8 protein-coding genes are annotated in these 16,657 nt (G+C 43.7%); all 8 read right to left on the reverse strand.

Annotation, left to right across the window (positions count from 1 at the left end):
* Positions 1-4 precede the first annotated feature (4 nt).
* Positions 5-1,006, reverse strand: coding sequence for a hypothetical protein (locus tag ACFO6W_RS19200; RefSeq protein ID WP_379999412.1), 1,002 nt, complete (start codon positions 1,004-1,006; stop codon positions 5-7).
* A 24-nt stretch (positions 1,007-1,030) separates the two neighbouring features.
* Positions 1,031-2,728 (reverse strand): RagB/SusD family nutrient uptake outer membrane protein, encoded by a 1,698-nt coding sequence (locus ACFO6W_RS19205; protein WP_379999414.1) that lies wholly within the window; start codon positions 2,726-2,728, stop codon positions 1,031-1,033.
* 13 nt (positions 2,729-2,741) lie between these two features.
* Entirely contained in the window at positions 2,742-5,936 is a 3,195-nt protein-coding gene (locus tag ACFO6W_RS19210) for a SusC/RagA family TonB-linked outer membrane protein (RefSeq protein WP_379999416.1), read from the reverse strand.
* A 31-nt stretch (positions 5,937-5,967) separates the two neighbouring features.
* Positions 5,968-8,286 carry a glycoside hydrolase family 3 N-terminal domain-containing protein gene (locus ACFO6W_RS19215; protein WP_379999418.1) on the reverse strand — a complete coding sequence of 773 codons (2,319 nt, stop codon included), beginning with the start codon at positions 8,284-8,286 and terminating at the stop codon, positions 5,968-5,970.
* Between the two features lie 40 nt (positions 8,287-8,326).
* Positions 8,327-11,347, reverse strand: a complete 3,021-nt coding sequence (locus tag ACFO6W_RS19220) for a glycosyl hydrolase 2 galactose-binding domain-containing protein (RefSeq protein ID WP_379999420.1) — start codon at positions 11,345-11,347, stop codon at positions 8,327-8,329.
* Positions 11,348-11,386: 39 nt separating this feature from the next.
* Positions 11,387-12,841 (reverse strand): sulfatase family protein, encoded by a 1,455-nt coding sequence (locus tag ACFO6W_RS19225; RefSeq protein ID WP_379999422.1) that lies wholly within the window; start codon positions 12,839-12,841, stop codon positions 11,387-11,389.
* A 5-nt stretch (positions 12,842-12,846) separates the two neighbouring features.
* Positions 12,847-14,397, reverse strand: a complete 1,551-nt coding sequence (locus ACFO6W_RS19230; RefSeq protein WP_379999424.1) for a sulfatase family protein — start codon at positions 14,395-14,397, stop codon at positions 12,847-12,849.
* Between the two features lie 340 nt (positions 14,398-14,737).
* Positions 14,738-16,603 carry an FAD-dependent oxidoreductase gene (locus tag ACFO6W_RS19235; protein WP_379999426.1) on the reverse strand — a complete coding sequence of 622 codons (1,866 nt, stop codon included), beginning with the start codon at positions 16,601-16,603 and terminating at the stop codon, positions 14,738-14,740.
* Positions 16,604-16,657: the final 54 nt, after the last annotated feature.

A 16,657-nucleotide genomic window follows, 5' to 3' on the forward strand; every position in this document is an offset into this window, starting at 1 on the left:
AATTTTATTCATTAACAACGAACCCGTGTAATTTTACGTCATCCAACTCAACAAAGCGGTCATTTCTAGGGTCAGCGTTACCGATACGCCAGAAATAAATACGGAATTCCACAGGCTTATCTTTCTGCGTAGCCAAAGAACTGATATCTACTTCATTCATAACCCATCCGCTAACCGTATTGACTTCATTTGCGAAAACTTCAACGGGATTTCCTAAGCGTTTACCCACAGAGAAACCATCTACATTGCTGTACAGGGCAGCAAAATAAGATAACTTATTATTTCCCAAGCGTTCAGTTGTGCGAGCCTGTAGCTTAAAGCTTAGCCATTTAAGATCGAGTCTTTTACCTGCTTCGGGGGTGACGGTAAAGGTCAGATAATCGCTTTTTTGCGATCCCGCTGTAGTAGCGTTAAGTACTTCTGTTTCACTCGTACAATTAATATGTTCGGGTAATTGCCCAAAGTCATGTATGCATCTTCTTACACCAATCCCCTCTGGAGCTTCGAATGGAACGAAAGTAACATTGTTTTTACCGTCCTCAATGTGGTTATCAAATGATGTAGCGCTCAGTTTAGCCTGCGTTCCTATCAGGGGATTGAAGGTTCCGTCCTCAAAATCATATTTTAACAGCAACTCTACTTCATCCGAAGGATATTTTGGCCAGTCAACCGAAGCAATTATAACTTTCCTCTGGGTAGATACTGGTCCCCCGTCGCACATACCTGTAAAAGTAATTGTATATTCACCTGTATAAGGTATAAATACCGTATCTATTTGCCTGGTAGATATTCCGGCTACGTAGTTCCAGTAAGGAGCGTACTGGGTAGTATTGTTTTTGAGCACAATAGCATTTGTCCCCGGCGTGAGTGGATAGACTTCTATATCAAACACGCTTTCCGAAGGAAGAGCTTCCAGACTCCGGTCCGATTCTACCGGGTCGAGGCAGGAAATCATCGAGAAAAGTACTACTGACAGTACTAATATTAATAGCTTATAATTTTTCATATTCCAACAATTTTAATTTTACAGTTAATATAGATGTTGTCCCGATTCCCATCCCGGATTCTGGGTAAGTACACCTTCCGATAAGTCTATCTGTGTTTGAGGTATTTGCAGAAAACCTCCTGTTTCAGTACGGAATACAATATTCCTTTTATAATCCACACCAACATCCTTCACGGGAATATCCGTTTGATTGGCAGTAAGGACATCCTGATCGTGCCAGCGTAAAATATCATAATAGCGTACACCTTCGAACGCAAGTTCATAGCGGCGTTCCTTTTTAATATTCTCCAGCGTAGCGGGAACAGAAGCCAAGCCTACACGGCCGCGTACCCTGTCCATATATTCCTGTGCCTTTGAACTGCCTAATTCGGCTGCCATCAACAACACATCGGCAAAACGTATTATGACCATATCCTGCGTATGTTGGAGTTGACGGTCTTTTTGAGCCATACCATAAAGTTCCATACTGTATGGACATATATTACCATCTTTATCCAGAACATTGAGGGGAATATACTTTTTCTGGATGTATCCAGTTTCATCCATATTCTGGGCAACATTCCATACAAATCCGTTAATTTCCCTTGCACAATCTACAACGGACGCTTCCTTACGGGGGTCATCGTTAGGCCACTCTGCCATCAATTTAGGATTTACATTTCCCCATCCCCAACCTATGGCGAAAGGCAAACACGTTTTCCAATTTGCGGCGTTTCTTAATCCAAAAAATTGTATCATGATATTCGAATAATGTTCCGCTCCGCTCCATCCTCCATAGATAGAATATTTGACAGCGAAAACAGTTTCTATATTATCGCCGGTTTCACGTATCCATTTTAACCCCTGTGACACGGGGTATTTACTATAGAATCCTCCTTCACTGCAATAAGAGTAGGGCCACAAGTTTCTAAAGTCAGAAGTAATCAGCCCGTGCCCGCTTCTTGAAATACACTCATCGATCCATTGTATTACCTGCTGTTTACTGATTTTGTCCCCATTTGTGGGCAGGGCATCCGTTTTATAATAGCCTGTATAGAACAGGAACACCTTTGCCACCAAGGCTTGGGCTGTCCATTTGGTAGCACGTCCCAGGTCTGATTCCGGCATTTCCTGAAAGGATTGTTCGGGCAACATATTTATTGCCCTTTGCAAATCTTCGGCTATTTGGGCATATATTTCATTAGCCGCGGTCTTGGGCTTATTCACCTTTTCTGTAGAGGTCAGAAGGGGAACTGAACCGAACATACGCACTAAATCGAAGTAAAAATATGCCCTTAGGAAATAAGTTTCGCCAAGTATTTTGTTCTTTACAGCCATATTATTTTCGGTCCACGGTACAAGGTCGATTGTTTCCAATAAGGAATTGGCCCGGTAGATAGCTTTATAATATGCTGCCCACGCGCCACTGAACATGTCATTATTCGTAACTAGAAAACGGTCTACAGCTTGTGCGTACCTGTCATCTGTTCCACCACCCCCAAGGCGGTCGTCAGACATAAGTTCCGATACCATGAAAAGGCTTTGCCGGTCAATACCGCCTGCCGTCTTAGCCAGCCCTGAATATACTCCTGTCAGTGCCTGCTGTGCGTCCTGTTCTGTCTTAGGAAAGTTCTCTGTACTCTTTTCCATCACATTTTCCGTATCCAAAAAACTTTCACCGCAGGAAGCAAATAATAGCACAAGGGATAGGAGCAAAATTATTTTGTTTATATATTTCATCATGATTGTCATTTTTTTAGAATTTTAAATTACATCCGATAAAGAAAGTTCTGGTACCCGGGAAATTACCTACATCTATACCCGACACCCAGCCTTTACCATCGCCATAGCCTATTTCCGGATCCATTCCTGAATACTTGGTGAAGGTATAAGGATTTTGAAGGGAGATATAAAGACGTACCTGTTCGCATGGAATACTTTTCAGGAGCCTTTTAAAATCATATCCTAATATAATATTGTTTATACGCCAGTAGTCCCCGTTTTCAAGATACAAACTGGAGATATACTGATGACTGATATCCGTTGAGGCTGTTAATTTTGGTATTTTGTTTGAGGTACCTTCTCCATGCCATCTGTCCAATATATCTTTCGTATAGTTATGAAGCGGGCTGGCAGCAAACTCCCGGTATGACTTGGCGATCTGGTTGCCTAACATTCCACTTGTAACAACCGACAGATCAAATCCTTTGTACCCCAGATTGAGTGAAAACCCAAAAAGGACGTCCGGATGAGGGTTACCTATCATTGTCCGGTCATCTACAGTGATAACGCCATCGTTATCATAATCGACAAAGCGAATATCTCCCGGACGGGCTTCCGGCAACAGCATTTCTCCTTTACTGTTTACATATGCCCTGACTTCATCTTCGTTTTGGAAAATTCCATCTGACTTATAGCCGTAGAAATAACCTATAGGATAACCTACCTGCGCACGGTACATTTCATCGGTGCCCTGACTCAGTACATTTTTTGCTCCATGAATAACCCCTTCCGAATTGGCTATCCTCAATACTTCATTCTTATTATAGCTGACATTCGCATTTACGCCATAACGAAAATCACTTATTTTGTCGTCCCAGGTCAAAGCGAGCTCAACACCTTTGTTCCTTACATCGCCACCGTTGATATAGGGAGCATCCGCTCCATAGGAGGCCAGAACGGGAGCCTGCACCAGCCAGTCCTTTGTTGTTTTATTATACAAATCTAAAGTCAGCCCCAGCCGGCTTTTTAAGAAACGGGCGTCCACACCGAAGTTTAACTGTTCGGATGTTTCCCATTTCACGTCAGGATTTGCCAGGCGATTCGGATATGCTCCTAAAGCCCTGACCGATTTGTCGGGCCCGAAGAAATAGTCTGCTAGGTCAAAACTTATAGGGGCTACATATTGAAACCCGGTAATACTTTGGTTACCGTTCTGTCCCCAGCTTGCCCTTATCTTTAGATAATCCGCCCAGCCACGGATACTTTCAGCGAAATTTTCATTCGTCAGAATCCAGCCGGCAGATATCGATGGAAAATATCCCCAACGGTGTCCTCTTGCAAAGTTGGAAGAACCATCGGCCCGCATCACTACTGTAGCCATGTATTTTTCCTGAAAATCATAATTGATACGGCCAAAATAAGAAACCAGGCTGCTTTTGCCCCACGGGCTACCTGAATAAGACGTTCCACCCACAAGTACCGCTGGCGTATTACCCAGATAGGCATGATCCATATCATCAAAAATAGGGTTCACATTGGATGCCCCGACGTTTTCGCCCAAACCGCTCTTCTCTGCTGTCATACCGGCCATAACGTTGAAGTGATGGCTTTCACTGAGTGCCAGATCATAGGTGAGCATATTCTCGAATACCCAGTTTGTACCAACAGACATATCCTGGCTTATTTTTTCATCTTTTTTATACCTGTACTGATTCGCGCTTATATAGTTTGCCATTTGATACGACCGGTTACTGGATGCCGACATATTTATCCCGAAGCTTGTCCTGTAAGTAAGATTTTTGACAGGTTCGAGAACTGCATATATGTTTCCTCTCAAACCATGTCTTTTACTTACTCCTTGTGAACGGTCATAATACAGGTTAGCAAGCGGATTCTTGGCTTGTGGTGCCCATCCGACAGGTCCGTGAAAATCACCGGACTCGGTGTAAGCGGGCATAAACGGACTTGTCGTCAGCGCCCAGTAAATATCATTACCGGTCTGTCCTCCTGTAGCCATGCCGAGTCCTGTCTTTTGAACGAAATTATAATGAAGGTTTTCCCCGACTTTCAGGATATTATGGCCTTCCCCCTTGAAAACCGTATATTCATTGTTTATGCGTAAAGTATAACGTTCGTACTGAGAATTTACATTTTTAGGTACCAGGGCACTTTCCTGCGAAGTGTACCCAACCCCGAAAGAGAAGACAGAGCGGTCTGTTCCTCCTGTTACGTTAATTGCATGGTTTTGAGTTAAGGCATCCTTGTTCAGCATCTCCCCAAACCAGTCTGTACCCTGCCACTCCCCACGTTCGATACGATCCCAGTCAGGTACCAGCGTAGAAAAATCATAAGGGGTAAGTTTGTCATTCATTCGGGCTTCATTCATTATCATCGCATACTCTTTCGCATTCAGCATACCCGGTTTTTTGTAAATATTCTGCCACCCTACATATCCGTCATAACTGATTTGCGTTTTTCCGGCTTTTCCCTGCTTTGTTGTTACAAGGATTACCCCATTTGCCGCACGTGCACCGTAGATGGCTGCGGATGCTGCATCCTTGAGTACATCTATGGATTCTATATCGGCAGCGTTCAGCGTGTTTATATCCGCTCCTATTATACCGTCCACGATGTACAACGGAGTAGAATTGCCAACGGTACCCAATCCGCGTACGGTAATTTTGAATCCTTCCCCGGGTTTTCCATTCGATTTAATAATATTCACCCCCGGAGTCTGTCCTTGCAAGGCGCCAATAGCATTGACAGTATTACGGCGCAATATATCGTCACCGTTTACCTGTATTGTAGCGCCTGTTATCAATTTCTTTTTTTGCACGCCATACCCTATGACGATCATTTCGTCCAATGCATGCCCGGCGGACTGCATTTCTACATTTATCCTTTCTTTGTCCGCTTTAACAGTAAGTGCAGTATAACCGACATATGAAAATTTCAGCGATTGCCCTTGTTTTACATTAATAGAATAGTTACCGTCTACATCAGTGATTGTACCTTGTGTAGTCCCTTCAATGACGACGGAGACCCCGATCAACGCTTCCCCGGTTTCGTCAACAACCTTTCCCGAAACGCTTATCACTCCCTTTTGTGTTTCTGAATTTGTGCTTTTCGACTGAGCGTTTGCAACATTGGTTATTCCGGTTGCGCAAATCAGCAGCAAGCACAGAATAGTCCCCAATAATGTTTTTTTCTTGGCTAACGTTTTTCTCATAGTTAAATAAAATAGGTTTATAAATAATACATTAATTCTTAACTTTCAACGTGATCTTTTGCAAGTCCTCGTCACGGGACGACGAACCTATCATTAGCGTGAAGGTGCCTTCTTCGACTCCGTATTCCATATCGGCGTTATAAAAAGCCAGCTGTTCAGGAGTCAGCCGGAATGAGATGGTTTTCCTTTCTCCCTTTTTCAGGGATATCCTGCTGAAGTCTTTTAATTCTTTTACCGGACGCGTAGCCGAACTATAATCGTCCCGGATATAAAGCTGAATAATCTCTTCACCGTCAAACTGTCCGGCATTAACTACATCTATACTAGCTGTCACAGATTCTTTCGATGTAACCTGTTCTTTTTCTATTTTGAGATTTTCATATTTGAATGTTGTATAGCTCAATCCATAGCCAAACGGATACAGAGGCCCGCTGTTACCGATAGCATACGGAAACCATTTTGTAGTATATTTATGGTTATAAACACACTGTATCTGCCCCACATTGCGGGGAATGGTGACAGGCAGCTTCCCAGATGGATTTACTTTACCATACAATATTTCGGCTATGGCCTGGCCACCGAAGGAACCCGGTTCCCAGGCTTCAACGAGGGCCTGTACATTTCCGGCTATCCACTCTACTCCTAACGGCCGGCCGTTGATCAAAACCACAATAGTCGGTACTCCTGTGTTATAAATAGTTTCGACCAGTTCCTGCTGTAATCCGGGGAGATTAATATCCATACGGTCGGTATTTTCCCCACATGTTTTTTCTCCCCAATGTTCACGCATCGAATTTTCCCCGACCACGACAATTGCCAGATCGGCCTGTTTTGCCATAACACCGGCCTGCTTTATTTTTTCTGGCTTCATAGTCCGAAGGTTCCAGCCAAACTCCAGTGTTGTGAACTGCGTTTCCGGTGAAATCCGTTTCAATCCGTCCAGGACAGTAACTATATTTTCCCGGGGTTGTGGAACAGCCCAGTCCCCCAGGATTACATGAGTGTCTGCATTAGGGCCTGTTACAAATACTTTTTTATACTTTGATTCCGTAAGAGGTAAGATATTATCGTTCTTAAGAAGCACAATGGATTTACGTGCTATGTCCAAGGCCGTCTTCTGATGGGAGGGATTAAACAGCACCTCTTTACTTTTAACCTCATCGTAATAGGGATTCTCAAATAGCCCCAGCTTGAATTTTGCAGTCAATATCTTGCGTACGGATTCGTTTATTCTTTTCTCAGATAGCTTGCCTTCACGGACAGCTTTTACAATTCCTTCCATAAATCCGGGACCATGCATATGCATATCCATTCCGGCACTGACTGACATTATGAATGCGTCGTCCATCGATTCCGCCACACTATGGTAATCATGCATCCGTTCTATATCCATCCAGTCACTGACAATAAATCCTTTAAAATTCCATTCTTTGCTTAATATGTCCTGCATCAGCCATTTATTACCATGTGCCGGTATTCCGTTCACTTCATTATGGGCAGTCATTATCGTATAAGCGCCTGCTTCTACGCAAGCTTTGAAAGGCGGGAAAAATATCTCGCGCAGTGTCCGTTCGGAGCCGTCGAAAGGCGCTCCATTGATACCGTTTACAGGCTGGCTTCCTCCTACAAAATGTTTGGCACAGGCCAGAACATTCTCCGGTGTATCGAAATTTTCTCCTTGCAGGCCTTTTATGGTTGCAACGCCCATTTTCGAGACAAGGAACGGATCTTCTCCGAAAGTTTCCCCAACCCTTCCCCAACGCGGATCCCGTGCTACTTCCACATTTGGGGTGAAAGACCAATGCGATCCCATAGCCCTCATTTCCAGTGCGGTCTCTTTCGAGACTTGCTCTACCAGAGCGGGATCGAAGGTTGATGCTTGCCCGATAGGGGTAGGATAGATCGTCGCTCCTACGCATTGCCCATTGCCGTGAATAGCGTCGATACCCATGAGCAATGGTATCTTCAGCCGGCTCTTCTGTGCAAGGCTTTGCAGGTAATTCGCCTCTTTCAGGTCTGTCGCATGAAGGAAAGAGCCGATCATTCCCTCTTCAACCATATGTACAAGATCAGAAGAATGTAACCCGGGGTAAAAACCCTGTGCATGGTTTTTCTTCAATTCCTTTACCGTCATATTTTTTTCGGCAATCTGCATATGCTTCAATCCTACGTATTGGCACATCTGCGCGACTTTTTCTTCCAAAGTCATCTGCGACAAAAGATTTTCAACACGCTTTTCCACAGGCTGGCCGGCAGACTTATACAAGTCTTTGTCATCGGTTGAACAACCGGCAACAGTTATCAAAGCGGCTGAAACAACCATCCATCTTATCAAATAATGTTTTTTCATATTCTATATATCATCTGTTTGTTTATCAATATGTTTTGTTTTATAGATTTTGACCGGAAATATTCCAGCCTTCTATCCGGAAAGAAACATCTTCCTGTCCGATAGCTTTATTATGAAGCTCTATACTGATTTCCTTAGACTCTCCGGGCATCAATGAAAAATAATTGTCACTGAAATAGACAGGTAGTATTTGCCCCTGGGACTGGGTGTCAATCGCTTTTATGCGAATCAGAAGTGCCGGACTATCCCCCTCGTTGGTTACTGTGATTTTATAATATCCGTTATCTGCCGGTCCTGAGTTTCCTTTCAGTTTTGCCTGTGGAATTTCCGATAGCTTGGTATAATCTTTTTTCCCGTCGGCATCAATCCATGTGAAGTTATCGGCAATAATCCTGCCTTTTTCATAAATCCCTGATTTTATGAAGATCAGTCCTGACAGTTCTTTCAACTCAAGTTTCGAAATAATGCTTCTGCTGTCTGCAACGGCTGATTTTACAAAAACGCTTTCTTTCAACAGTTTTCCGTTCAGATCGAAAAGCCGGATAACAATATTTAAGCCGTCCTTATCTTCCGTTGTATTATTCGTCAATACAAAATCCTGGGTAGATGGATTATAAATCAGATTAACAGGCTGATTGGCCTGCTTGACAGCAAAATACCCAGCATTCGTATCATAGTAATAATCATAAGTTTGCCAAACCATTGATGGCCACGATGACTGGCTCATCCACATGAGCATTCCGTTACTGTTATTGGTATAAACCGGTTCGAAAATACCTTTATGTCCAATATAATTTACCATCTGCGCTACCCTGGAAAAGGATTTCAGGTCATTGTATGTTCCATACCGATTCATTTCCTCAAGGAATTTCTTGCCATGTTGCGCCCCTTCCATCGTAAAGTCATGGATACCCCATACATCATCAACAGGCCAGTGGTTTTCAGGAGGAAGCATACGCGCCAGGCTTTCATAGGCAGGTATGTTGGGCATTCCCCTTTCACTGTGAATAGTAGGGAATGTATTCTCGAAATACCATTCGCGATCCTGGACAGCATATGGTCCCCAGCCGCTAACCGCTCCGTTTGCGGAATGGGATATGTAAGTCCGTGTTCCGTCCAGGCGTTCGGTAGATAAGGCAAGGTCTTTGTCCAGCGATTCAGGAGGATTCCCTTCGTTCCGTCCGCAGTATAAAGCCACTGAAGCATAGTGCCGGTTTCGCTTTACTTTATCGATGGCATTGTGCATGAACATAACTTCATTGTCCGGATCAGGGCCATCACCGGGATTTGCCAGCCAAAAGTCATCCCATATCAAAATCCCGTATTTATCACATGCACGGTAGAAAGCATCTTTCCGGGTCATTCCGATCCAATTGCGGATCATAGTCAGGTTTGCTTCGGCATGCATTTTGATCTTGATGTCGTAATCATCACTGGTTGCGGCCAAATTACCATCGTCCATACCCCAGTTCCCTCCCCGACATACAATACGTGTACCGTTGCAATAGATTGTCAGTGGCCTGTTCGTATCGTATGTAAATTCACGGACACCGAATTTAAAACCAATACTGTCCGACAGCCTGTCTCCAGTGACAGCTTCAAGTTGCGCAGTATAGAGGAATTGCTCTCCATATGTATTCGGCCACCATAGGCGCGGATTTACCATTGTCAGGTCAGCGACGGATAACTCCCGTGTTTCACCCGGCTCCAGGGTGAATACCGGACTTTGAAAATCTAATCCCGATGGCTGTATTTTACCTTTGACAAATACTTCCTGCTTTTTATCCGAGGAATTTCTCACTTCCGTTTTTACAGAAAGATATGCTTTTGAAAAATCTTTTTTCCCGGTATCGAGGTCTACGGTAATCCATGGATTTAATAACTGCACATCCTGAGTGTAGGAAATAAAAACATCGTCGTATATACCTATATTTCTACCACGTATGGTCGGGAGCCAGTCCCACCCGATACTGGCGTGGATTGTCGGATTATCTGCTCCCAGAAGTCCGCCGTTGTGTCCGGGATTTCCTTTTGTCTGAATAGTGACTTCTCCCGGGGTATCATTTTTATGAACAAGTACCGCCAGATAATTATCTTTTCCCCACTTTACATAGTCTGTAATATTGAACTGCCCGCGGATAAAAGCCCCGTCAATACGTCCGAGGTATGTTCCGTTAAAGAAAACATCGGCTTTCCAATTAACGGCATTAAAATTCAGCCAAGTTATTTTCCCTTTTTGTGAAGATGGTATTTCAAATTTGTTCCTGTACCAGAAATCGGCGGTGAAATAAGAGTCCGAAACCAGCCGTTGCTGCTCTCCATAATTCGGATCCGGTATGGCTCCGGCTTTCAGATAGGACATAAGAACTGTTCCGGGAACTGTTGCCGGAAGCCAGCCTGCATCATTGAAACCGGATAAGGAAAGTTTTTTTCCATCCTGGACAGGTACCTCGGATGCCCTCTGAATACGCCAGTTGCCTCCTGTCAAATATTGCGTTCCATTGGAAGACGGAGCTGGCACTGCTTCCGGTTTATGATCGATATTATTCGATCCGGATACTTCCATTTCGATGAGGGAGAAATTGCTCCACTTGCCCGAGATACAATTAAGACGGACGAAACGGGCTGTTTCCGTATTTTTTACCGGGCATAACGCTGTACCTCCATCGCCCTTTTGTTGTGAAAAAATGGTTTTCCACTCTTTAGCATCGTCGGATACCTGTATTTCATACTGGGTCGCAAAATTTTCAGTATCCCAATATAATTTTATATTTTCAATTTTACTCTGGGTCCCCAGATCGACATAAACCCATTCATCTCTGTTTGTCTTACTTACCCAACGGCTGTCCAACTGTTGGTTTTGACTGATACTGCCATACTTATTGACAGTATAGATGCCATCGGTGATGAGATGGCCTGTGGAATTGAAGTTAATGGCACTGGACTGATAAACAGCCCGCCGGAAAGCGATATTTTTTATTCCGTACAGATGTATGCAACCGGTCATTAGTATCATTGTAAGCAATGACAAGGTCAATACAAGTTTTTTAGGGTTGATCATAATTTTGAATTTGAATTTTTTATAACATATGAGGTTTCTTTATTCAATTGAACCATGCGGCCTGCGGTTTTCTCCTTCGCGTTTGGTGAGATTATCACCTAGGTCTGTTCTGGCACTGTCGGCTACAGCCGACAGGCGTTTAACGGCATCGGGATATAAGTCTGCGACATTATATTGCTCGCCCGGATCACGGCGCATATCAAACAATGACACGGATATCCTTGACCGGCCCCTTATGCCCGGAAAACCGTCGTTTCCCGGCAGGTTTGTACGGTAAGACTCATGTTCATGGGGAAAAATCAATTTAAACCGGCTGTCCCTAATGGCTTCCAGATCATTGCCGCCATAGTAGTAGAGAAAGTACTTGCGGGGCGATTCATCCATATTCCCGGTTAATAACGGTAATATGCTTACTCCGTCTATTTTATTCGAAGGTGAAGCAGCTTTTGTGATTTCTGCCAGAGTAGGCAGGATGTCAATGGCAGACGTTAGTTCATTGCAAATTTTTCCTTCGGGGATGACTCCTTTCCATCTCATAATACATGGTACCCGTTGCCCGCCTTCAAAAGTAGTGGCTTTTGCTTCCCGCAATCCTCCGGTGCTTCCTGCATGATTTCCGAAATTAGCCCATGGCCCGTTATCGGAAGTAAAGATGATAAGCGTATTTTCGTCTAACTGATATTCTTTAAGGGTGTTCATGATCTCCTGTAAGCTCCAGTCGATTTCCATCATCGCATCCCCATATAGCCCTTGCCTGCTTTTTCCCTTGAATTTGCCGGATACAGCCAGAGGCACGTGTGGCATGGAATGTGCAAAATAGAGGAAGAAAGGAGTTTCTTCATGTTTGCATTTCCTGATAAATTGTATGGCTCTCTGTGTATAGAGCGTGGTTAGCTGGCCTTGATCTTCCAGTGTCCATATTTCTTTTACCTTCTCATTTCCATCAATCAACGGTAACGCCGGGTGCCTTAATTTATGAGCCAGGCCGGAGTCTGGAGTAACCCTGTTCCCTTCATAATCGACTGGCCACATATCGTTGGAATAAGGTAACCCCAGATAATCGTCAAACCCGTTTTGCAAAGGCAGAAAGGGTTGCATACTTCCTAAATGCCATTTACCTACCATGCCGCACATGTATCCCTTTTTTTTCAATATTTCGGCAATCGTTTCCTCATCTTTGTTTAAGCCTATTTTACTTTGAGGATACAAAGCCCCGCTGATTCCCACCCTGTTGGGGTAACAGCCTGTCAGCAATCCGGCGCGTGACGCGCTGCTTATCGGCTGGGCCGAATAGAACTGCGTAAAGGTCATTCCTTCACCGGCCAGCCTGTCAATAGCCGGAGTATGATATTGGGTAGCCCCCGTTACAGTAAGGTCTCCATAGCCCATATCATCAGCCAGAATGAGGATTATATTGGGCGCTTTCTGGGCATATGCCTGGAAGGAGACTAATCCGCAGCAGGCAAACGTTATCTTTGTTATCTGATGCATCATTGTTTCTACCAGTATTTTTCGTTCAATCGTTCCATTTCAGGATAATTCTTATCTTCGTCTCCATATTTTTCTTTCAGTAACAGCAATTCTTCTTTGAGAAGTTTTATTAATTCCCTATTAGCCGGGTCGCTGTATATATTATGCATCTCGGCAGGGTCTTCCTGCAAATCGTATAGTTCCCATTCAGGTTTAAGCGCCTTTTTGCCGGTACCGCTCATCCCCAGGGATTGGGCATAGTAATAGATTAACTTATACCGGTCGGTACGTATTCCATAATTTCCGGGAACATGATGGTGCCAGTCGTCATTCATCCAGTAGCGGTAATACATAGACTTGCGCCAATCCCGAGTTGTCTTTCCCTGAAGATTTTTACGGAAGCTCTCACCTTGCATATAGCCGGGAGTTTCGATTCCGGCATAATCAAGAAATAAAGGGGCAAAATCCAGATTAAGAACAATATCCTTATTGATTCCCTTTGGTTTTATTTCTTTCGGATAACGTATCAACAGAGGCATACGCAGGCATTCTTCATACATCAGCCGTTTATCGAACCAACCATGTTCGCCGAGGAAGAAACCCTGGTCACCTGTATAGATTACAATTGTGTTTTCAGAAAGCCCATGTTCGTCCAGATAGTTCAGGATACGTCCTATATTTTCATCGACTCCGGCAATACAGCGCAGGTAATCTTTTATATATATCTGGTATACAAAATGTCTTTTTTCATCACGGCTCATATTCTCTGGAGGCATATTCCCTTTCAGATCATTCCAATCCATATTTTCCATAGACATGGTCAGAGAGTGCGTATACAGCCCTTTCCCTTCATAAGTGTCAAGCAGATTCCGGGGTTCAGGTATAGCCACGCTATCTAACAGTTTCCTGAAACGCTCAGCCGGTTCCCATGGACGGTGAGGTGCCTTAAAATGGCACATGACAAAAAACGGTTTGTCTTTGCCTGCCGATTGCAGGTATTTAATGGTTTCGTCAGCAATCACATCGGTAGAATGACCTTTGTATTCAGTTGTTTTTGGCTTGCCGCCTTCTCCTTTATCCCAGTCCCCTTTCTCTATAAATAAGGGATTGTGATACCTGCCCTGCCCGGGCAAGACATTATAATAGTCGAAACCCATTGGTTCTGTACCCAAATGCCATTTACCGATAATAGCGGTTTGATAGCCTGACCGTTGTAGTTCCTTTGCTACTGTAGGCAAAGCCGGGTTCAACGAGTCATCTAGGGTATACACTCCGTTTTTCTGGCTATATTGGCCTGTCAGAATACAGGCGCGACTTGGGGTACTGATGGAATTCGTAACGAAACAGTTATCCATTCTTACCCCTTCGTTTGCAATACGGTCTATATTAGGAGTAGGCAGATAAGGGGCTAAGTACCCTCCGTATGCACTTATCGCCTGTGACGTATGGTCGTCGGACATGATAAAAAGAATATTGGGCCTGTCTGCATTGGTTTGAGCATGCAGCAAACTTCCTCCGGCAACAGCGACAGATGCGGAATATAATCCGGCAAAAACTTTTTTATAAGGAAATCGCTTCATAATATTAAATCTATTGTTTAGATATATGTTCTTAGTTCCAGAATAATGCGGAACCTGTTTCCATGATGCAATTTTATGGTAATTCTACAATTATGAGGTTTGGATTTTGCTTAAAAGGGTTTGATTACAGCTAAAACATTCAATTAATTTCCGCATCTATATACAGACGTGACAATTTGTTGATTTTAAGCAGAGTTAACAAAATGAGGATGGGGCAATATGGCATTGGATGATATTTCCGGTGCAAAGTTATTTCCCCCGTTGACTGATATAGGTTAAGGTTTATACCGGATAATAAATAGTTGATGAATGTTTGTGTTCATATCAGGTCAAAAAATACTTATTTTATTAAAGTATAAATGCTTCTCAAAATTTCTCTACGGCTTTTCTTTTCAGGTTTGAAAGAAATGCCCGATTTCTCCATCCATATTATGGAAGTTTCCGGATCAATTTCCTTATCCAGCTCAGCCATCCATCCCGGCAGGTATCCACGGAGTCCCATATATTGAGCTATTTCGAAATCCGGGTCGTTTATTTTCATATCAGAGAAATAGAACAATGTAGTTTTCCCTTTCAACAAAATTTCCTGGACATCTTCTATATTCACCTGTCCCGGTTCGATATTCCGGTCTATAGAAACTGACGCGGCAACTCCCGCCGCTTGTCCAAGCGCCATCCAGCAAGGCTCCATCCTCAATGTTGAGAAACCGACATGTGTTGCAGAAGCAGGAACGGGTATTAATAAATTTTTCACGTCCCAGGGAAGTATTACCTCATAGGGTACCGTGTAAACTGCCGAGCCGTAACTGAAAAACCCATCGAGCGCCAGCTTCTCCTTCTCGCGCTTTCGGACGGCATGGGAATCCAATGCATAATGGCTGGATGTGATACTGGAACGATACAATGGCGGGCGTCCTTCCCTGGTTACCGGTAGAGCGTCATTTGCTGTAAAGATATGCTTGCCGTGTAAACGGCGTCCTTCCCGCACATAAACCTGACGTGGAAAATGGTGGTTATCAAGATATTCATCTTTAGCAAATCCCCATTCCTGACATGCCATCCTGAATGCTTCAGGTAATTCCTTATCGTTTTGGGCAAACCAAAGCAAGCCTGTAATATATTCTTCCAGTCGTTTGGCAAATTTGTCCCTCCATTCCCAATTGGCTGTAGGCCATTTCCAGTTTTCCTCAGGCAAGTCGGTTGAAATCAGGGCTAAATGCTGATTATTCGCGTCTGTTTTCCCGTTCGGTAACGCAACCATATTGATAATTTTGGATATTCCCCATGGGTCGCCCGGAATGGAGGTCTTTTCTCCGCCTTCCAACAGATATTTTTTATTAGCCTGCTGCATTTCAGGTGTAACCTTCAATATTCCCGACCCGGCATACCTCCCCAGATAAACGTCGTCAATCAAAGAAATATAATCGGAACGCTTATATCCCTCCGGCTTTTGAGGCAGTATTCTGTTTTCCGGATTTTTAGTCAGGCATAACCTGTAATTATACGCCTGAACGGCGTTATCCGCCGCATGAGTGGACCCTTCCAGCTCAGGGCTGTCCCAGAGTTTATATAATACGCCGCTTCCTATTTCATCATATTCATTCCTGCCTTCCCTCCCAATAGAGAAAGGAACACCTGCGGCAGCGCCCAGGTCTCCTTCATATGTGGCGTCTATGAAAACAGTTCCGGCATATTGTTCTGTTTTTTTTGTTTCCCGGTTGTATATCCTGATACTTTTTATAACGCCATCCTTTCTTTCTACATTCCGGGAAAGAGCATCAAACTGGCGTTGTTTAAAGACGGTGATTTTATCCTTCTCCGTTTCCAGCATACGATCTATAACTATCGCGGCGACATGGGGCTCAAAATGATACCCTCCATTACACACGCTTACCTGTTCGGAGTTTTTTCCATATTTTTCTATATAGTAGGATAATACCCCATCGACAAACTCCCTGAACAGTCCGGTGGTAGCTCCTCGTGTCGCGATATCGGTAGCTCCCAGCCCATTTACAGGAAGACCACCAATATTATTAGTCCGTTCCAGAATGACAGAAGTTTTTCCTTCCCGTGCAGCCGCGATACCCGCCATAATACCTCCGGGCGTTCCTCCGACTATAACAAGATCATAACTGGCAGTTTGTCCTGTAAGACTACCGGAAAATAACAAACATAAAAATTGAATAACAATAAATATTTTTTGCATAATAGATAAATTTTCAGTATTCCTTTATAAGTAAGCTCTTAAGTGATACAAATG

This window comes from Dysgonomonas termitidis (assembly GCF_042654545.1).
Classification (GTDB): Bacteria; Bacteroidota; Bacteroidia; order Bacteroidales; family Dysgonomonadaceae; genus Dysgonomonas; species Dysgonomonas termitidis.

Bases quoted from the DNA above. Each gene is read 5' to 3' on its own strand.
- ACFO6W_RS19200 (WP_379999412.1), bottom strand. From the start codon at position 1,006: ATGAAAAATTATAAGCTATTAATATTAGTACTGTCAGTAGTACTTTTC.
- ACFO6W_RS19205 (WP_379999414.1), bottom strand. From the start codon at position 2,728: ATGATGAAATATATAAACAAAATAATTTTGCTCCTATCCCTTGTGCTA.
- ACFO6W_RS19210 (WP_379999416.1), bottom strand. From the start codon at position 5,936: ATGAGAAAAACGTTAGCCAAGAAAAAAACATTATTGGGGACTATTCTG.
- ACFO6W_RS19215 (WP_379999418.1), bottom strand. From the start codon at position 8,286: ATGAAAAAACATTATTTGATAAGATGGATGGTTGTTTCAGCCGCTTTG.
- ACFO6W_RS19220 (WP_379999420.1), bottom strand. From the start codon at position 11,347: ATGATCAACCCTAAAAAACTTGTATTGACCTTGTCATTGCTTACAATG.
- ACFO6W_RS19225 (WP_379999422.1), bottom strand. From the start codon at position 12,841: ATGATGCATCAGATAACAAAGATAACGTTTGCCTGCTGCGGATTAGTC.
- ACFO6W_RS19230 (WP_379999424.1), bottom strand. From the start codon at position 14,397: ATGAAGCGATTTCCTTATAAAAAAGTTTTTGCCGGATTATATTCCGCA.
- ACFO6W_RS19235 (WP_379999426.1), bottom strand. From the start codon at position 16,603: ATGCAAAAAATATTTATTGTTATTCAATTTTTATGTTTGTTATTTTCC.